Genomic DNA, 19,008 nt, shown 5'->3' with positions numbered 1-19,008 from the left:
TTCGTCTCCGTTACACCTTTTCCACGTTAACCAGGAACGCCTTGAACTCTGGCGTTTGCGTATTGGCGTCGCCGACAAACGGCGTCAGCGTGTTGGCGATAAAGCCCTTCTTCGCCACCCCTTCGTAACCCCAGTGGATCGGGATGCCGATGGTGTCCACATCCTGGCCATTTACCTGCAGAGTACGAATACGTTTGGTCACCACCGCCTTGGCCTTGATATAGCCACGGTTGGAGCTGACTTTGACCGTATCACCCTGCTTGATGCCTTTCTTCTCTGCCAGCTTCTCGCCAATTTCGATGAACTGCTCTGGCTGAGCGATGGCGTTGATCAACGCGTGTTTGGTCCAGTAGTGGAAATGTTCGGTCAGGCGATAGGTAGTACCGACATACGGGAACTTGTCGGATTTGCCCATCGCGGCCAGATCGTCTTTGAACACGCGCGCCGCCGGGTTGGACACCACGTTCGGGTGCAACGGGTTGGTGCCGAGCGGCGTTTCAAACGGCTCGTAGTGTTCAGGGAACGGCCCTTCCGCCAGTTTGTCGAGGGCAAACAGGCGGCCCATGCCTTCCGGCTGCATGATAAACGGCCCGACGTCGCTGCCCGGTGCGGCGGCGCTGTAGTCCGGGATATCAACCCCGCCCCACTTGGCACCATCCCACTCCAGCAACTGGCGTTTGGCATCCCACGGTTTACCCGCTGGATCCGCAGACGCACGGTTATACAGGATGCGGCGGTTCAGCGGCCATGCCCAAGCCCAGCCCAGCGTGTTGCCAAGGCCAGAAGGATCGGCGTTATCACGGCGCGCCATCTGGTTGCCCGCTGGCGTCCAACTGCCTGCGAAGATCCAGCAGCCACTTGCCGTGGTGCCGTCATCACGCAGGTGCGCGAAGGTGCTGAGCAGTTCGCCTTTCTTCGCCAACACTTTGCCGTCCGGATCGAGGACATCCGCCAGTGCCCGGCCGTTGCTCTCCATCGCCACTTCTTCTGGCTTCGGATTTTCCGGGGTCAGGTAATCCCAGGACATGTTCAGCAACTGCTCAGGGACCGCACCGCCATCACGGGTGTACATTTCGCGCAGGCGCATCAGCAGCCCCGCCAGAATTTCACCGTCGTTCAGCGCTTCCCCTGGGGCATCGGCCCCTTTCCAGTGCCATTGCAGCCAGCGGCCAGAGTTAACGATTGAACCGTTCTCTTCGGCAAAGCAGGTGGACGGCAGGCGGAATACCTCGGTCTGGATTTTCGATGGGTCGACGTCGTTGAACTCATCGTGGTTCTGCCAGAAGTTGGCGGTTTCGGTGTTCAGCGGATCGATGGTCACCAGGAACTTCAGCTTGGCCAGCGAGGCCACCACTTTGTTCTTGTTCGGGAACGAGGCAACCGGGTTAAAGCCCTGGCAGATATAGCCATTCACTTTCCCCTGCGACATCATCTCGAAATACTGCAGGACATCGTAGCCTTTGTCCCACTTCGGCAACCAGTCAAAGCCCCAGCTGTTATCTTTCTGCGCTTTGTCGCCGTAGAAGCTCTTCATCATGCTGACGAAGAATTTCGGGTAGTTGCTCCAGTAGTTTACCTGGCCCGGCAGCAGCGCCTTCGGCGTGTTGGCTTTCAGGTAGGTATCCAGATCGGCCTGTTTCTCGGAAGGCAGCGTCATATAGCCCGGCAGGCTTTGTGACAGCAGACCCAAATCGGTCAGCCCCTGGATATTGGAGTGGCCACGCAGGGCGTTCACGCCACCACCCGCCATGCCCATATTGCCAAGCAGCAGTTGGATCATCGCCATGGTGCGGATGTTCTGCGCACCGACCGAGTGCTGTGTCCAGCCCAGGGCGTAGAGGAACGAGGCCGTTTTGTCGTTGGCGCTGGTTTCGGCGATATATTCACACACCTTGAGGAAGTCTTCGGTTGGCGTGCCGCAGATGTTGGTTACCACCTCTGGCGTATAACGGCTGATGTGCTTTTTCAGCAGGTTCCACACGCAGTTCGGATCCTGTAGCGTGGTATCACGCTTGGCGAAACCGTTCTCGTCGAGCTGGTAATTCCAGGTGGTTTTATCGTATTTGCGATTATCCGCGTCGTAGCCGCTGAACAGGCCGTCGTCGAAGGTGAAGTCTTCCCGCACCAGCAGGCTGGCGTTGGTGTAGGCGTCCACGTATTCGCGGTTAATCTTGTTATTGGTGATCAGGTACAGCAAGACGCCCGACAGGAAAGCAATGTCGGTACCTGAACGGATAGGCGTGTAGAAATCCGCCACGGATGCAGTACGGGTAAAGCGCGGATCGATGACGATCAGCTTGGCTTTATTATGAATTTTGGCTTCCATCGCCCAGCGGAATCCCACTGGATGCGCTTCTGCCGCATTACCACCCATGACAATAATTAAATCGGCGTTCTTGATATCAACCCAGTGGTTGGTCATCGCACCGCGACCAAATGTTGGAGCAAGACTTGCTACCGTTGGTCCGTGTCAGACACGCGCCTGGTTATCTACGGCAAGCATGCCGAGAGCGCGACTAAATTTTTGGGTCAGCATACCGGTTTCGTTGCTGGAGGCCGAAGCACACAGCATCCCGGTGGTCAACCAACGGTTGACGGTAACGCCTTGATCGTTGGTGTTGACGAAGTTGGCATCGCGGTCTTCTTTCATCAGTTTGGCGATGCGGGTGAAGGCGTCGTCCCAGCTGATGCGTTGCCACTTGTCTGAGCCTGGAGCGCGATATTCAGGGTATTGGAGACGGCTTTCGCTGTGGATGAAATCCACCAGACCTGCACCTTTCGGGCACAGTGCACCACGGTTTACCGGATGGTCTGGATCCCCTTCGATATGGAAGATGCTCTCTTTGGCGTTTTTGGCGCCATCACCAAGGCTGTACATCAACAGCCCACAGCCGACGGAACAATACGTGCAGGTATTACGGGTTTCACGGGCGCGCAGCAGTTTGTACTGCCGGGTTTCCGCCAATGCCACCGCCGGGCTAAAGCCCAGTGCGGCCACCGTGGTTCCTGCCATACCGCCAGCGCAGATCTTAAAGAACTGCCTTCTGCTGACCTGCATGGGGGTCTCCTTTCTCTCTCGTGTTGTCACATTGTTTCAAATGACGCTTCCCCCCTCAAAGCGGGACGCGCTAAAATCACTATTCTTATGTGGGTATTGGCCAAATGGGCCGCAACGGCGCCGCAATAATACCATAGCAGGCGTAGGGTTGTTACAAACAGGTGCCAGGAAAGTGAACAAAAATAACCAAGAGCAACCCACAAATGTGAACGCGCTCACGGGCCTGATCCAGGCTCCGGTGTACCAGCGCGGACAGTTGGCCACCACAGAGCAAGATTGGCTCGCCGAAGAAGTGCCGGTCGCGCTGGTGTATAACGGCATTTCTCACGTGGTGATGATGTGTACGCCAAAGGATCTGGAGGCGTTCGCCCTCGGTTTTTCCCTGTCGGAAGGGATTATCGACTCGCCACGGGATATCTTCAGTATAGAAGTTAATCCCACCTGCAACGGCATGGAGGTGCAAATTGAACTTTCCAGCCGCCGTTTTGCCGGGCTGAAGGAGCGCCGTCGGGCGATGGCGGGCCGCACAGGCTGCGGCGTTTGCGGTATTGAACAGTTGGCGGATATCTTCCGCCCGGTCACACCGCTGCCCTTCACCCAGACCTTCTCCTTGGCCAATCTCGATCGCGCCCTCGGCCAGTTACGCCAGGTGCAGAAGGTCGGCCAACTGACAGGCTGTACCCACGCTGCAGGTTGGATCTCACCGCAGGGTGAACTGCTGGGCGGCTGTGAAGACGTTGGCCGCCATGTGGCGCTGGACAAAATGCTCGGTATACGCGCCAAACAAGACTGGCGACAAGGGGCGATCCTGGTTTCCAGCCGGGCCAGCTACGAGATGGTGCAAAAATCCGCCATGTGCGGTGCAGAGATCCTGTTTGTGGTCTCTGCCGCCACCTCGCTGGCGGTGGAAATCGCCGAGCGCAGCAACCTGACATTGGTTGGCTTTAGCAAACCTGGCCGGGCAACGGTGTTTACTCATCCGCAACGTATTACCGATTAAAGGATTATCCACACTATCCGCAGGGCATTGATAATCATTTTCAATATCATTTAATTAATTATAATGCATCATACTGCTTACGCGGTGCTCACATTTTGCGCCGCCTTACCCTACTGGAGATGATGTTATGAGTTATTCACTGCCATCCCTGCCTTACGCTTACGACGCACTGGAACCGCATTTCGACAAACAGACGATGGAAATCCATCACACCAAACACCACCAGACCTACGTCAACAACGCCAACACCGTGCTGGAAGCTTACCCTGAGCTGGCTTCGCTGAGCGTAGAAGCGCTGATCCAGGATCTGGATAAAGTCCCTGCAGACAAGCGCACCTTTATGCGCAACAACGCAGGCGGCCACGCTAACCACAGCCTGTTCTGGAAAGGTCTGAAAACCGGCACCACGCTGGGTGGCGATCTGAAAGCCGCTATCGAGCGCGATTTCGGCAGCGTAGAGAAATTCCAGGAAGAGTTCGAGAAAGCCGCCGCCACCCGTTTCGGTTCTGGCTGGGCTTGGCTGGTGCTGAAAGGCGACAAACTGGCCGTGGTATCTACCGCTAACCAGGACAGCCCGCTGATGGGCGAAGCCGTCTCCGGCGCTTCAGGCTTGCCAATCGTTGGCCTGGACGTGTGGGAACACGCTTACTACCTGAAATTCCAGAACCGTCGCCCTGACTACATCAAGGCATTCTGGAACGTGGTGAACTGGGACGAAGCGGCCAAACGCTTCGCCGAAGCCAAGAAATAATTTGGCGTTCCCCTATGGATTTCAAAGGGGTGAGGTCCATGGATGGGCCGAATAGCTATGTGCAGGTAACAACGCTGCAGCTTGAAACACGACGATGATGCCCGCTGATGCGGGTATCTTTTTGCCCATTGTCCGCTAAAGTTTAACCGCCTCTTGCCGATGCTTTGTTCAATTGACTAACGCCTAAAGAGGGAAAAATCATGGCGGCATTGCAAGCTTTGGCAGGAAAAATCATTCATCTCACTGTAGGTAAAAAGCTCGGACTCGGATTCTCTCTGATGTTAATACTGGCGATCATTATCGCTGGCACCGGAATAACCTACCTCAATCTTATCGAATCACGCAGCAATCGCATCGATTTCAGCTATCAGCTGACGGGCGAAATCGGCCAGGCGAAATACTACCGCGCCATGTTTAGCCAAAAGTACAAGCCTGAGTTCCTCGAGCGTAACCGCAAACATATCGAGAACGCGTTACAGCTGGCCAGCCATGCACAGAACCTGGATTGGGATACGCAAAGCCGCAAGGATCTGGAGTTGCTGGTGGTGTTGCTAGGTAACTACGATCAGCAACAGAAAATGTTTGCCAAAGCCGTGGCGGATAAAGACGCGGTGCGAGCAAGCTGGAACATGTCCGAAGTTCAGGACAGCCTGAGCCAGGTTGAACGTCAGGTGGGTACTGCCGATCTGCAACTGGCGTTTACCCAGTTAAACCAGAAGTTGACCCAGATCCGCTACTATGCCCGTGGCCTGGTGCTGCAACCCACTCGCGACGCCGAAACCCCATTGCTCAGCGCTATCGATGACGCCCGTAGCGCCGCCCACACGCTCAGCCAACGCCTGAACGAGTCACAGCGCCCATTGCTACAGCCCCTGTTGAGCGTGCTTGACGAGTATAAAGGCCACATCGCGGCCTACCTGCCCGCCGTTGAGAATGAGTTCAAGATCAGCAAACAGCTCGGCGGCTACGCTGACGAGATCGGTACGCTGGTTAACAATTTCATGAAAGATGAGCTGACGCAGACGCACAAAAATATCAATACCGCACAGTGGCAAATGGGGATCACCACGGCGATCGCCATTCTTGCCGGCCTGCTGGTGTCATGGCGTATCACATTGCAGATCACTCGCCCACTCAGCAGCACCTTGGAACTGGCAGAACGTATTGCCAAGGGTGATCTACGCCAGGCGCAAACCAGCACCCGCCGTGATGAACTGGGTCAGTTGCTCAATGCCGTCGCCGCCATGAGCCAGAACCTGCGCGATATGATTGAGAAAATCCAGATGGGGGTCAGCCAAGTCTCCACCGCCGCCGGGGAGATCGCAGCAGGCAATACCGACCTCTCTTCACGTACCGAACAGCAGGCCGCTGCGGTGGAAGAAACCGCCGCCAGCATGGAACAGCTCACCGCTACGGTGAAGCAGAATGCCGACAACGCCCATCACGCCAACCAACTGGCAACCGATGCCTCACAAACCGCACAGCAGGGCGGCAAACTGGTCAACAACGTCGTCAGCACCATGCGGGATATTTCCAACAGTTCGCAGCGGATCGCCGAAATTACCACCCTGATCAACGGTATTGCCTTCCAGACCAACATCCTGGCCTTGAATGCCGCCGTAGAGGCGGCCCGGGCAGGCGAGCAGGGGCGCGGTTTCTCGGTTGTCGCCAGCGAAGTCCGTAACCTGGCTCAACGCAGCGCCCAGGCGGCAAAAGAAATCGAAGGGTTGATCAACGAATCGGTCAGCCGAGTACAGAGCGGTACCACACTGGTGGAAGACACCGGCAACACCATGGAGCAAATCGTCCGCTCGGTCACTCACGTGCGCGATATCATGGCTGAAATAGCCGCCGCCTCCGATGAACAGACCAGAGGCATCGCGCAGATTGGTCAGGCCATCGTGGAAATGGATCACACCACGCAGCAAAACGCCGCACTGGTGGAGGAGTCTGCCGCAGCAGCCGATTCACTGGAAGAGCAGGCCGAGATGCTGCTGCAAAGCGTTGCGGTATTCCGCCTGGCGGATAAGGCTGCGCCAATGGAAACCAAAGCCACCCAGCTCAAATCACCACCAGTGGCCAAACCGAGCACCAGCGCCGAAGATAACTGGACGACCTTCTAATCCCTCCCGCCCGCCCGATGATTTCCGGGCGGGTTATTCTGTTCCTCCCCCTCAACTCGGGCTATGCTAGACGGCATTAACGAGCGTGAATGGAGGCTAGCATGCACCACCCAGACGTCTATCTCGGTTCGATTCAACCTTATGAAGGTGGCCGCCCCAGCGCCATCGCCAAACGCCTGGTGGAGGGCACACTGAAGCTTACCCCACTGGGTCTGCCAAGCGATGAACAGGCAGAAAAAAGCTATCACGGCGGGCCTGACCGCGCGTTGTGCCACTACCCGCGCGAACACTACGACCACTGGCGTAAACAGTTCCCCGCTCAGGCAGAACAGTTCTGCGCACCAGCCTTTGGTGAGAATATTTCGACCCTCGGCCTGACCGAACATAACGTGTTTATGGGGGATATTTTCCGCTGGGGCGAAGCGCTGATCCAGGTAACCCAACCGCGCTCCCCGTGTTTCAAGCTCAATTACCATTTCGCTATCGACGATATTTCGGTGCTGATGCAGCAAACCGGCCGCTGCGGCTGGCTGTACCGCGTGGTGTCGACCGGATCGGTCAGTGGCGATCAACCGCTGGAACTGGTGACCCGCAATAGCGATGTTTCCGTCGCACAAGCGATCAGCATCGCCTGGCACATGCCGTTCGATGAAGAGCAATACCGTCGTTTACTGTCGGTCGCGGGTCTGTCGGCCAGTTGGAGCAAAACCATGCTGACGCGCATTACCAGTGGCAAAATCGAAGACCTCAACCGCCGTCTGCTTGGCCGTTAATCGGTGCTTTACCAGACCTGTACGGACTTTACGACCAAGGCCGGATAAAGCATATCAGTTGGCTATCCCCTCACCCTAACCCTCTCCCACAGGGAGAGGGAACCGATCGAGTGCGTTTGAAATTGCAGCGATTCACCTTGGATGAGGAGCCGATCGGGTATGTTTGAAATTGCAGCGATTCACGTTGGATGAGGAGCCGATCGGGTATGTTTGAAATTGTAGCGATTCACGTTGGATGAGGAGCCGATCGAGTATGTTTGAAACTGTTGTGACTCACTTTGCACTTTGGCTCAGGGGTGATCGAATTTGCTGAGGCTATCTGCTTTCCCCCAAAAGAGCAGGGGCTATCCGCTCCCTCTCCCTATGGGAGAGGGTTGGGGTGAGGGGTAATCAGAACGCTTTTTTCGCGTAGCCGGTAACCACTTTCAGACCCATTTCGCGGCCAAGTGCGGTCATTGGGTGCACCACGATCAGGCCACGGGCGCTTTTCTTCAGCGTGCCCATATCCGCCTGCTCTTTCTTGGTAATCTCACGGCTGAACGGCAGCTGGCTCAACTTTTGCGCTTCCGCACTCAGTTTTTCCACACGCACGTTTTTCAGGCGCTCAATCTCGGTCTTCAGCTTCTCTTTTTCTTTGAGATGTTGCGCAATCAGGTCGGTGTTACCCTGCTGGATCACCACGGTGTCTTTGTGGTTCAGTGCGTCCAGCAAATCGCTCAGGCGCTTAATCTCGGCTTTTTCTTTCTCTTTCATCGTCTCTGGCCTGTTTTGTTCTATGGCTTAAAAAATATTTCGCTAGTGTAGCAAAATGCACGGCAGGTTACTCCTCACCTTGCGCAATTCCCGCAGGCAGACCGCTCATCTCGCAGGCTTTTGCCCCCACCCGCGCCAGCGCCTGGGTATAACGGGCGTTAAATGGATAGCAGCAGGAAAGCCGCAACCCATTATGATAACGCCCACTTGGAGAATACAGCGTGCCGGGCGTCAGGCAAATCTGCTCATCCAGCAACTGATGGAACAGCGCTACCGTGTCCACCCCCGGTGGGAACTCCACCCAGAACACAAACCCACCGGCAGGCTGGGTAGCTCTTGTCCCGCGCGGGAAATGGCGGGCAATCAGCGCCCTGGCCTCTTCCACCTGCGCCGCATAGCGCTTGCGCAAATTGCGCAGATGATGATCGTATCCCCCTGCCTCCAGGAACATGGCCAGCGTTTCCGACAGCAAGTGCGACTCCGACATCGAAGACACCGCCTTCAGCTTGCGCAGCGCCTCACTGAAACGCCCGCCGACCACCCAGCCGATACGGAAATCCGGTGCCAACGTTTTGGTGAAGCTGGAGCAAAACAGTACCCAGCCGTCGCTATCGAACACCTTCACCGCCGGGCTAAGCGCGCTGTCAAATTGCAGCTCGGCATACAGCCCATCTTCGATCAGTGGCACTTGGTGATCGTTCATCAGGCGTGCCAGCCGTTTTTTCGATGCCAGCGGCATGGTGCAACCCAACGGATTCTGTATCGTCGGCATGGCGATAACCGCATTCAGCCGTTTCTCCTGCAACAGCAACTCCAGCGCATCCAACGACAGGCCATGCTGTGGGTCGGTGGGGATTTCCAACGCTTTCAGCCCCAGGCTGGCGAGCAGCGGCAACAGGTAAAAATAGGTCGGAGACTCCAACCCCACGCAGTCACCCGGCTTGGTGGTCACCCTGAGCGCCAGCTGCAAGGCTTCCATGCAACCGTGCGTCAGCGTGATGTCACTCGGCTCCAGCAACATGCCCAACGTCATCGAGCGCCGGGCAATCTGTTGGCGCAACCGCAGGCTACCTGGCGGCAAGGCGTATTGGCCAATCAGGTTAGGCTGGCGGCGCAACTGCGATGACAACATCCGCCCCAGCTTGCCTCCGGGATAAAAATCCACGGTTTGCGGGCAGGCGAGCGACAAATTGGTGAAGGCCGGGTTCTGCTGGGCGGCGAAAACCGTATCGATCAGGGCCAGCACATCATCCGCCGGTTGCTCTACCCGGTTACTGGGTGCCGACGCCGTTTTCAACGCAGGCAAGGTCGCCCGCACGTAAAAACCAGACTGTGGCCGCGCCTCGATCAGCCCCCGGTCTTCCAACTGGCGATAGGCTGCCACCACGGTATTGATACTGACGCTGTGGCTTTGTGCGCAGCGGCGAACAGAAGGCAGCCGGCTACCGGGCGGTAAAGTGCCACGGTGGATAGCGACCGATAATGTCTCCGCCAGTTGCAGGTAGCGGGTTTCCGGGATCTCGTCGAGCAGAGTCACAATTTCTCTCCAGGTAATGGGTACAGTTAAAAATTATTGCAACTGTAACCATGACAATAACTGATTTCTGATTCTGTCACCATCATCCCATAGCCCTTATGCTGGTGATCACCACCAATCATGTATGGAAAACCTCATGCTGGACTCTGCTTTTATCAGTTACGTGACCGTGATGTCGATTACTCCTGGCCCCAATAACCTGCTGCTGGCCTCGTCCGGCGTCAATTTCGGCCTACGGCGTACCTTGCCGATGATGTTTGGTATCAGCCTGGGCTGTGCGGCACAGTTAGCACTCACTACGCTATTGCTGGCGCTGATCCTTAACTGGGCCGATACCATCCGCTTCCCCCTGGCGGTGACGGGCTGCGCATACCTGCTGTGGCTATCATGGAAGCTGTTTAAAGCGGCCTCACCGGATGCAAAACAGCAGACGCGGCCAATGCACTTTATTGGCGGAGCCTTGTTCCAGGCGGTCAACCCGAAAGCCTGGCTGATGGCCATCAACGTGGCGATCCTGTTCACGCCTCAAGAGGGGGCGACGCTGCATCATACGCTGTTAACCATCGCAGGCTTCACCGCGGTGAATGTTCCCTGCATCCTGATCTGGGCGCTGATGGGTGATCGGTTACGCCACGCTCTGCGTGTGACCTGGAAATTGCGGTTATTTAACGGCGTGATGGCGGGCTTAATGGCAGCAACCGCGTTATGGCTGCTGTTTGACGAGTGGCGTGCGCTGATGGCTTAAGGCTTTTGAGCACCGAGAGGGGAGAGCCGGGAGGGCTGTTTGGCGCCGATTTCCGCCAGCAGCTCGGTAATCGACAGCACCATGGTGGAGCGTACCATCTGCTGGTAACGCTGGTGTTGCATGGCGATCAACGATTCATCCGCCTCGCCGGGTTGTAGAAACGTGGGGACCGGCGGCAAAGCGCTGACGCAGTGGAGCTCACCGAAGGGGCCGAGTATCTCATCATCAATAAAGCGATATTCCGAACCGTCGTGGTTCAGCTCTTCACGCATCGCCATCAGCAGTTCGGCATCTTCGTATTCGTGGCGGGAAATCACCCCCAGCCCGTACATCAGCTTCAGACGAACCGAAAGTTCACCAAGCGGCCCGGCACCGGACAACAGAGGTTCGACGGCATATTTCACCGCATAGTCATCTTTACGGAAAACCTGCACCACCAGGACGTTAAGCGCTTCTGCCAACAGCTCGACCGCTGCAATCAGAAAACTGCGCACCGTCTTGCCAGCGTTCAGCTTTTCCAGAACCTTGTTTTCGAATGCCTGTGTCTCGATCATCTTCGCTTTTCGAATCGCGTGGGTGGTGTGGTCACTCGGGCGCTCCCCGTTAACCGCAGGGAGTGAGCCCGAATGGGGGCAAAGACGCCTTGCCCCCTCACCCTACCCCTTATCCGTGGGGAAAGGGAATGAGTTTGCTTACACTGGTTTGATATCACAGCGTTTACTGCATGGCGTTATACACAGCAACCGCTTCTTCCACAACCTTGCTGTCGGTCGGTAAACCGGAAATTTGCGCCAGCGCGGCTTTTGGACCCAGTTTTGCCAGCAAGTCTACCAGCTCTTGTGCCTGTGGGTCCTGTTCGCTGCGGTAGCTCATGGCGGCGGCAATCCCCTTAATCAGGTTGGCGTGCGGTAAACCGTATTCCAAGGTGCCCAATAGCGGCTTGATCAGGCGATCGCCTGCGCTCAGTTTACGCAACGGCTGACGACCCACGCGCTCTACATCATCATGCAGATACGGGTTTTCGAAGCGGGACAGGATTTTGTTGATATAGGCAGCATGTTTGTCGGCGTCAAAACCGTAGCGCTTGATCAGCACCGCACCGCTCTCTTCCATCGCCCCTTTGACCACCTGGCGGATGACCGGATCGAGGATCGCATCACGAATGGTCAACAGCTTGGCGCGCTGGCCCAGGTAAGCGGTGATCGCATGGCCGGTATTGAGGGTAAACAGCTTGCGCTCAACAAATGCCATCAGGTTGTCGGTCAGTTCCATGCCTGCGATAGCTGGTGGTTGCCCTTTGAATTGGGTCTGATCGACGATCCACTCGCTGAAGGTTTCCACCGTCACTTCCAGCGGATCGTTGCTGCCCGCCTCGGCTGGCGGCACGATACGGTCTACCGCGGAATCGACAAAGCCGATATGCTGCTCAACCCAGGTCTGCTCATCCTGCGGCAGTGCATCGAACACGTGCTGTTTGAGCTGGCTGGTGCCGCGCACCATGTTTTCACAGGCGATGATATTCAGCGGTTGAGTATTACCTTGCTGATGGCGCAGGATCAGGCCTTTGGCGATAGTCCCGGCGATTCTCGCGAGGATCTGTGGGCCTACGGCCGTCGTCACGATATCGGCTTGGGCAATCAGTGCCACCGCCCCTTCACTACCGCTATTAACAGCACTGACGTTGTTCACCTCTTCAACGCGTGCCTGCTCACCCACCACATGTACCTGGTAGCTTTTGCGTTGGTTCAACGCGTCCAGCACCGTCTGGTTAACGTCAGCAAAAGTCAGTTCGGCGTGCGCGTCAGCAAGCAGTTTGCCAATAAAGCCACGGCCAATATTACCGGCTCCGAAGTGTAATGCTTTCATATTCCACCCTTTCTTAAATGTAGAAGGGTGCAGCAAGCTGCACCCTTTAAAATAATTCTGTTATCAGGCTTTCTTACCGCCCAGCAAATCCAGCACTTCCTGGACGCTGGTGGTATTTGCCAGCCGCTCGATGACGCTTTCATCATCCAACGCATTGGTCAGGCTGGTGATCACCTGGATATGCTCGTTGTTACGCGCCGCGATACCGATAACCAAGCGTGCAACTTCATCCTCTTCGTCACCGAATCGCACGCCCTGCGGATACTGGCAGAACACCACGCCGGTACGCAGTACCCGGTCTTTGGCTTCGATGGTGCCATGCGGCACAGCAATGGATTCGCCCAGGTAGGTAGAGGTCAGCTTTTCACGTTCCAACATGGCCGGAACATATTCGGGCTCGACGTAGCCCCCCTTCACCAGTTGCTCACCGGCAAAGCGAATGGCCTGCTCTTTATCAATGGCCTGCAAGCCGAGGAACACGTTGCTTTCACCCAGTTTGAACAGGTTCTGTTCGCTGGCGTCAAAGCTGTCATCCAGGGTGGAGATAACCTTCTGCTCGGTTTCGCTGGTCTTGTTAGCGGCCACCAGACGGGCGGTCAAATCACTGTACAGATGGCTGTCCAGGAAGTTGGTCAGCGAGATGTGCTGGGCCTGCGGCGCATGGCGCATCGCACGCTCGGTCAGATCGCGGTGAGTGATCACCAGATCCACATCTTCCGGCAGGCTGTTGATTGCGCTATTGGTTACGGAGATATTCTTCAGCCCCGCGTCCGCCACTTTCTTGCGCAGCACGCCGGCACCCATGGCGCTGGAGCCCATACCCGCATCGCAAGCTACGATGATTTTACGCACGGTGCTCAGATCGCCGTCTACCGCTGCGTTTACCGCGGCACCACCTTTAGACTGGGCTTTCATGTCCTGGATACGGCGGGTCGCCTCTTCCAGATCGTCTTCCTCTTTCACTTTCGAGGTTTTCAACAGGAAAGATGAGACCACAAAGGAGACCAGGAACGCCGCAAATACCGCCGCCAGGTTGGCGAAGTAGGCGCCTTTTGGTGTCATCGCCAGCACCGCCAGGATAGAACCAGGGGAAGCAGGAGATACCAGGCCGCCGTTCAACAGGGTCAGGGTGAATACGCCGGTCATACCGCCCAGAATAACCGCCAGGATCAGGCGTGGATTCATCAGCACGTATGGGAAGTAGATTTCGTGGATACCCCCCAGGAAGTGGATGATCGCCGCACCGCCAGCAGACTGCTTGGCACTACCACGGCCGAAGAACATATAGGCCATCAGCACGCCCAAACCCGGGCCTGGGTTGGCTTCGATCAGGAAGAAGATTGATTTACCGGTTTCCGTCGCCTGCTGGATGCCCAGCGGTGAGAAGATGCCGTGGTTGATGGCGTTGTTCAGGAACAGGATTTTCGCCGGTTCAACGAAGATCGAGGTCAATGGCAGCAGGTTGTTGACCACCATGATATGCACGCCAGCCGCCAACACTTTGGACAGCGCTTCGACCAATGGCCCGATCCCCATAAAGGCCAGGATCGCCAACAGCATACCAATGATGCCGGCGGAGAAGTTGTTGACCAACATCTCGAAGCCGCTCTTGATCTTGCCGTCAACCCAACGGTCAAAATGCTTGATCGCCCAGCCACCCAGCGGCCCAACAATCATGGCACCCAAGAACATCGGCATGTCTGCCCCGACGATCACGCCCATGGTGGTGATGGCACCGACCACGCCGCCACGCTCGCCGCCCACCAGTTTACCGCCGGTATAACCGATCAGCAGTGGCAGCAGGTAGGTGATCATTGGCCCAACCAGCTTGGCTAACGTTTCGTTTGGCAGCCAGCCGGTAGGAATGAATAGCGCAGTGATGATACCCCAGGCGATGAATGCGCCAATGTTGGGCATCACCATATTACTCAGGAAACGGCCAAAGTTTTGCACTTTAACCTTGATGTCTGGTGAAAACATAAACACACCCCTATTGTTACGCGCTGACAATAAGAGCGCGCGATAATTGTTGTAACGTTCTAGCCCTGTTGATGCTGTTTGCGAAACGGACTCTACCACGCTCTTTTTACTACGCGAACTCTACGGGGGTAATGTGATCCAGATCACTCATAACAACCCTACCACCGGGTAGTTATAGTGATATACATCACATTTATTCCTTGTATAAAAAATACAAAACCAATGTAAGCTGACAAAACAGGCCAAAAATATGATCTTAATCACATATCAAGTTCTCAGCTTTGTTTGAAAAATGTGATATTTATCACAATTTATTTTACATACGGCCACCGGACCGTGGCGTGAAAGGCGGATATTCCCTGCGAGCACTCATCGAGCCGGGAAACCACCAATCACATTGCGATCGGTGAAAGAAAGCAACATTTTCATTCACAACCATTAAGGTTATTTACTGGAAGTGTAGTACAGAAGTATCAAGGAAGAGGGCAGGCCAGCGGCTGAAAATTCCGCCTTAATCCGCAAAGCGACGGTGGATAGAACCGAGCCGCTGCCGTTCGGCCCAAGGAAACCGTGGATCTCGCCCCAGCCTATTTGCAACGAGAAATCTTTCACTACGTGCCGTGTGCCAAAGTGCCTATTCAAGCCCCGTCACATCAATACAGAGCTTACTCATCGGCTACAACCTCGACATCCACCGGCTGACCAATTCGCAACCCCCCAGCACATAGCCAGAAAATGCACGCTCCTGCACATCATCGCAGTCGCCCAATCCAATGAAAAATAACAGAATAAAAAATTTATTTTTGATAAAGTCCATGGCAAAGACTTCCTGCCACCTCACGGGTCAATAGTTGCTGCAACCTGAAGCCAAAACCGCAATAACATGCCATTCACCCATGATTCGGCTCCGCCATCGCTTTAGCGATATAGTGCATGTAGTAGGCTTTTTTCAGGCTGGCTATCTCGCTGAGACTTAAGCCGACAACAGAGTTGAACGTATTATCATCCCTGAATCCAAGCAACGTGGAGCCGCCATAATTAAACCAGCGTGCCATCTGTTTATATGGCCACGGCAGTGCGCAACCCAGTTCGCGCAGCGAGTTATTAAGCTTTTTCCAGTCCTGTTCAAAATCATTACCGGCATAAAAGTCGCAGATCCGAGGGTCTTGCACCTGATAAGGTGCCAAAGAAACGTCTAACAACGAGGAACCGGAAAAATAAAGCTGATAAAAACTGACAATCAGCGCCTGCGCATAGGTTGGAAAAGAATTGGGAATGGTTAATACGCCCAGCAGATATTTATACTCAGGATATTTTATGACAAAACAGAAAATCCCTTTCCACAACGCATCGAGAGCATGGGTTTTCTGATACCGCTCCTGAATGAAGCCACGCCCTATTTCGAAACTCGCCTGAAGGGTGGCAAGGCAGCTTTCGTCAAAATGAAAAAGTTCATGGCTATACAGACCCTCAACCCCTTTTTTGGCGATTTGTTCCCCTGCCGGGGTAATGCGATACGCCCCCACGACTTCCAACTCGCAGGGATCCCAGAGGATCACATGGTGGTAATCATGATCGTAGCCGTCATTATCCCTTCTTTTCCCGCTGCCTGCGCCAATGGCACGGAAAGCAATTTCTCTCAGCCGCCCCAGTTCCTGAAGTATCGGCGCATAGGGCTCCCCCTGATAACGATAGTGAAATAACACCTTGCCATCACCGAGCGTTTTCAGGATCCGACATTGGCTGAATGCGTTGATGAGCAGACTCTTTTGCTCTGGTCTGGCTAACGGCAGTTCTGTCGCCACCCCCCCAGGTTTACCCTTGCCGACCCGTAACAGGTGGCGCTGTACTTCGTCCGCGATCTTATCGTCAGCGATACTCTGCTGGTGCAGTCTGGGCAGCGCAATCTGCGGGCAGATCCTCATACGCAACCGACCGCCCTGGTGCCCGGCAATTTCACGGAGAAACATCAAATTGGACAACGGGCGCCAGAGCGTGGCGGCCAGGTAATAATATGGACTGTTCACTCCGGAAATATGCACCGGCAACAGCGCCGCCTGATATTTGGTAGCCAACCGGATAAACCCCGGCTGCCAGCGTGACTCCCGTATGCCGGTCAAAGAGATGCTGGCAAGGCGCCCGGCCGGGCAGATGATTAACACTCCGCCCTGTCTTAGGTGGTCATTCATTTCCTTGAACTGGCGATGGCCCATTTTCCCATGCATATTACTAATGCCGATAGAAATGGCTTTGATCTGCGGAAAGATGGCAGTCAACACCTGGTTGGCGACAATTTTGACGTCCTTCCTCACCATGGCAATAGTGTTGATCAGCGCCAGACCATCAACTACGGTAGGATGATTGGCAATGACAATTACCGGGCCGTGACTGGGGATATTATCGTAGTCGCCACTATGTACCTCGCAACGCAGCTCGAGTGATTCAACAATAGACTCGACCCATTCCAGCCCCTGCTTGCCAGAAGCTGCCTGCAATAATGGCGCAATTTTATGTTCTGCAAACACCCACTCAATCAAGCGGCGTTTTCGATAAGAAACCTGCTTGCCCGGGTAAAACTCACCAATGACTTTATTTATCACGCCCACGCAAATCACCTTTTTTCTATTGCCGTGTTAATTCAATCAAAGATCGGCGAGGAAGCCCCGGATACCGTAATCAGACCATTCTCTGCACCGCAAAAAAATAACGCCCCGGAGATCCCCATAGTTATAAGCCCCCCAGCGTATTGCCGTATGCATTGTCAAATTCAGCGATCTTCGTTATTCGCATTCTGCACCTTGGCGTTGATCTATTTTTATATCGAAGTATCAATTAATGTGCCACACAAAAAAGAATAATGAGTATTTTCCGGAGTTGGTATACTCAAGAAATTAAATCTGGGAAACTTAATTCTTAATTACTTTAACGAAGCCCTGAAATAAATCAATATAAAAATAGATAAAATGGCATTATTTACTAACATCCTTACAGATAAATCAGAAAGTTCTCACCGCTTGGCCGGTTTTATATTTTCTCTTTTATTGAATTAATAGAAAGCATCATGATAAACAATCATGATTAATACCCAGGTATGCACGGAAACCTCCTGCAAATCTATTGCATTTGACTCTTTCATTATCACTCCTGCGTTACATAGATTGATAGGTGTATTAAACCATAAAAAAGGAAAAATTAAACACATAACCTATCCCTTTCGATGACCACTCTGACTGAGTGACAATAAAAAGCAATATAAAAAAAGCACCCCTGATTTTTACGATGACTATCAAAAATATCATAGGGGGATTTTAATATCATGATAAATTAGACAAGTCCGTTATTATAACAATAGAGAATGATTATATTGGTTAATTAATAAAAAATGCATTGCTATGAATTCAGCTTAAAATTCAGCACTTCATCAACTGAATAAATGAGTGGTCGAATGATTAAGCCAAGTGCGTGCTTACCGTACCTGAACTATCACTATCGTGCGAAAGGGAAGGCGGTACACCTGCCTCAGATTGATGACCAAGAGGCAATGTTGCTGGATAGGCAGGGGTCGGCCCTAACCAACCTATTGATTTACCGATGGGTTGGGTTGCAGCAGGCAGCGCCCCTGCGTAGTGGGCCAGGTGAAGGATTGTCAGCAGTCTCAGGGGGGGGACAACCCCCACCTGAATAAGGGTTACTGCATCACACTTTGCACCGTTTTCTGTGCGTTCAGCAAGTCCTGCTGCTTGGCCACCAGATTGGACATCATGGTGTTGTACTGCGTCGCCTGCTGCTGGGTGCGGAACTGCACGCCGCCGTTGTTGAAGCTGACCTGATTGCCCTGAGCCTGCAGGAAATCCCCTACCTGTACCAGGTCTTGGACAAAACCGGCGGTAGTTGGGATCGCTGGCATCAGCGCATTGGCCGGTGCGGTGACAATCTTGTCATACACCTGGTTGTATACCGCTTTCAGATCGTCCGGCTGTTTCAGCGCTGTACGAGCGGTATCCGCCTGTGCCTTGGCGGTCTGGATCTGCTGACCCAGCAGGTTTAACGCGCCGATCGACTGTTGCAGGCTATCGCGCTTGCTCATGTAGTCCTGCGCGGTGCGGATCTGATTAACCTGCTCCAGCGCCGGGGTCAGGCTGGCGTCCACCGACTTCGTCAACTGCTGGGAAAAGCCCACCAGAATGGCGTAATCGCCGGTATAAGCACCGAATTTCTGTTTCTGATCTTCGCTCAACGTCGGGATATGTACGCCACTGCGCATGACCGTATTCTGTAAGTAATCAACGAATGCCTTGCGCTGCTCCGGCTCTTTATCGCCGCAGGCGGTCAGTTGCATAACCACCAACAATGCCAACACCGGTGCCAGCCAACGCGCGAAACTTCTGCTCTGGATCCCTACCGCCATGTGACATAACTCCT

At 54.4% G+C, this 19,008-nt stretch carries 12 protein-coding genes and 2 pseudogenes; 5 read left to right on the top strand and 9 right to left on the bottom strand.

Annotated features, from left to right (window positions below; all coding sequences use genetic code 11):
• Nucleotides 1-10: 10 nt before the first annotated feature.
• A complete protein-coding gene (gene fdnG, locus ABIE29_RS18555) occupies nucleotides 11-3,058 on the bottom strand; it encodes a formate dehydrogenase-N subunit alpha (protein WP_429620150.1) in 3,048 nt (1,015 codons plus the stop codon).
• Nucleotides 3,059-3,293: 235 nt separating this feature from the next.
• Between fdnG and fdhD the strand changes: the two are divergent.
• The 4 genes and pseudogenes from fdhD to yiiM form a co-directional block, all read left to right on the top strand.
• Nucleotides 3,294-4,058: pseudogene (gene fdhD, locus ABIE29_RS18550) on the top strand (formate dehydrogenase accessory sulfurtransferase FdhD); the annotation flags it as partial.
• 127 nt (nucleotides 4,059-4,185) lie between these two features.
• Complete coding sequence (gene sodA / locus ABIE29_RS18545) at nucleotides 4,186-4,809, top strand: superoxide dismutase [Mn] (protein ID WP_248945171.1); 624 nt, start codon at nucleotides 4,186-4,188, stop codon at nucleotides 4,807-4,809.
• Between the two features lie 200 nt (nucleotides 4,810-5,009).
• Nucleotides 5,010-6,932 carry a methyl-accepting chemotaxis protein gene (locus ABIE29_RS18540; RefSeq protein ID WP_429620147.1) on the top strand — a complete coding sequence of 641 codons (1,923 nt, stop codon included), beginning with the start codon at nucleotides 5,010-5,012 and terminating at the stop codon, nucleotides 6,930-6,932.
• Between the two features lie 101 nt (nucleotides 6,933-7,033).
• On the top strand, nucleotides 7,034-7,705 hold the full coding sequence (yiiM, locus tag ABIE29_RS18535; protein WP_429620144.1) for a 6-hydroxyaminopurine reductase: 672 nt from the start codon (nucleotides 7,034-7,036) through the stop codon (nucleotides 7,703-7,705).
• Nucleotides 7,706-8,095: 390 nt separating this feature from the next.
• On the opposite strand, the gene ABIE29_RS18530 is transcribed toward yiiM, so the two are convergent.
• Nucleotides 8,096-8,458 carry a YibL family ribosome-associated protein gene (locus ABIE29_RS18530; protein ID WP_024483275.1) on the bottom strand — a complete coding sequence of 121 codons (363 nt, stop codon included), beginning with the start codon at nucleotides 8,456-8,458 and terminating at the stop codon, nucleotides 8,096-8,098.
• Nucleotides 8,459-8,525: 67 nt separating this feature from the next.
• Nucleotides 8,526-9,995, bottom strand: coding sequence for a PLP-dependent aminotransferase family protein (locus ABIE29_RS18525; RefSeq protein ID WP_429620142.1), 1,470 nt, complete (start codon nucleotides 9,993-9,995; stop codon nucleotides 8,526-8,528).
• A gap of 136 nt (nucleotides 9,996-10,131) precedes the next feature.
• On the opposite strand from ABIE29_RS18525, the gene ABIE29_RS18520 reads away from it, so the two are divergent.
• Nucleotides 10,132-10,740, top strand: coding sequence for a LysE family translocator (locus ABIE29_RS18520; protein WP_429620140.1), 609 nt, complete (start codon nucleotides 10,132-10,134; stop codon nucleotides 10,738-10,740).
• On the opposite strand, the gene ABIE29_RS18515 is transcribed toward ABIE29_RS18520, so the two are convergent.
• From ABIE29_RS18515 to ABIE29_RS18490, 6 genes and pseudogenes are all read right to left on the bottom strand, one after another.
• On the bottom strand, nucleotides 10,737-11,294 hold the full coding sequence (locus tag ABIE29_RS18515; RefSeq protein ID WP_024483278.1) for an MltR family transcriptional regulator: 558 nt from the start codon (nucleotides 11,292-11,294) through the stop codon (nucleotides 10,737-10,739). The two genes, ABIE29_RS18520 and ABIE29_RS18515, sit on opposite strands and share 4 nt — an antisense overlap.
• A 163-nt stretch (nucleotides 11,295-11,457) precedes the next feature.
• The gene (locus ABIE29_RS18510; RefSeq protein ID WP_429620137.1) at nucleotides 11,458-12,606 is read right to left on the bottom strand and encodes a mannitol-1-phosphate 5-dehydrogenase; all 1,149 of its coding nucleotides are present in this window, start codon (nucleotides 12,604-12,606) and stop codon (nucleotides 11,458-11,460) included.
• Between the two features lie 63 nt (nucleotides 12,607-12,669).
• Nucleotides 12,670-14,586 carry a PTS mannitol transporter subunit IICBA gene (locus ABIE29_RS18505; RefSeq protein WP_429620135.1) on the bottom strand — a complete coding sequence of 639 codons (1,917 nt, stop codon included), beginning with the start codon at nucleotides 14,584-14,586 and terminating at the stop codon, nucleotides 12,670-12,672.
• A 531-nt stretch (nucleotides 14,587-15,117) separates the two neighbouring features.
• A pseudogene (locus ABIE29_RS18500) lies at nucleotides 15,118-15,259 on the bottom strand (ABC transporter ATP-binding protein); the annotation flags it as partial.
• Between the two features lie 217 nt (nucleotides 15,260-15,476).
• Nucleotides 15,477-17,192, bottom strand: a complete 1,716-nt coding sequence (locus ABIE29_RS18495) for a lysophospholipid acyltransferase family protein (RefSeq protein ID WP_429620133.1) — start codon at nucleotides 17,190-17,192, stop codon at nucleotides 15,477-15,479.
• Nucleotides 17,193-18,274: 1,082 nt separating this feature from the next.
• Nucleotides 18,275-18,994 (bottom strand): DUF3053 domain-containing protein, encoded by a 720-nt coding sequence (locus tag ABIE29_RS18490; protein WP_429620131.1) that lies wholly within the window; start codon nucleotides 18,992-18,994, stop codon nucleotides 18,275-18,277.
• Nucleotides 18,995-19,008 lie beyond the last annotated feature (14 nt).

Origin of the sequence: Serratia sp. 2723 (assembly GCF_050434425.1) — a bacterium.
Taxonomy (GTDB): domain Bacteria; phylum Pseudomonadota; class Gammaproteobacteria; order Enterobacterales; family Enterobacteriaceae; genus Chania.
The sequence above is the reverse complement of the archived record's forward strand: the minus strand, read 5'-3'. Positions and strand labels throughout refer to the sequence as shown.

Coding starts and splice junctions, on each gene's coding strand:
- ABIE29_RS18490 (WP_429620131.1), bottom strand. CDS start 18,994: ATGGCGGTAGGGATCCAGAGCAGAAGTTTCGCGCGTTGGCTGGCACCG.
- ABIE29_RS18520 (WP_429620140.1), top strand. CDS start 10,132: ATGCTGGACTCTGCTTTTATCAGTTACGTGACCGTGATGTCGATTACT.
- ABIE29_RS18515 (WP_024483278.1), bottom strand. CDS start 11,294: ATGATCGAGACACAGGCATTCGAAAACAAGGTTCTGGAAAAGCTGAAC.
- sodA (WP_248945171.1), top strand. CDS start 4,186: ATGAGTTATTCACTGCCATCCCTGCCTTACGCTTACGACGCACTGGAA.
- ABIE29_RS18530 (WP_024483275.1), bottom strand. CDS start 8,458: ATGAAAGAGAAAGAAAAAGCCGAGATTAAGCGCCTGAGCGATTTGCTG.
- ABIE29_RS18505 (WP_429620135.1), bottom strand. CDS start 14,586: ATGTTTTCACCAGACATCAAGGTTAAAGTGCAAAACTTTGGCCGTTTC.
- ABIE29_RS18540 (WP_429620147.1), top strand. CDS start 5,010: ATGGCGGCATTGCAAGCTTTGGCAGGAAAAATCATTCATCTCACTGTA.
- ABIE29_RS18510 (WP_429620137.1), bottom strand. CDS start 12,606: ATGAAAGCATTACACTTCGGAGCCGGTAATATTGGCCGTGGCTTTATT.
- yiiM (WP_429620144.1), top strand. CDS start 7,034: ATGCACCACCCAGACGTCTATCTCGGTTCGATTCAACCTTATGAAGGT.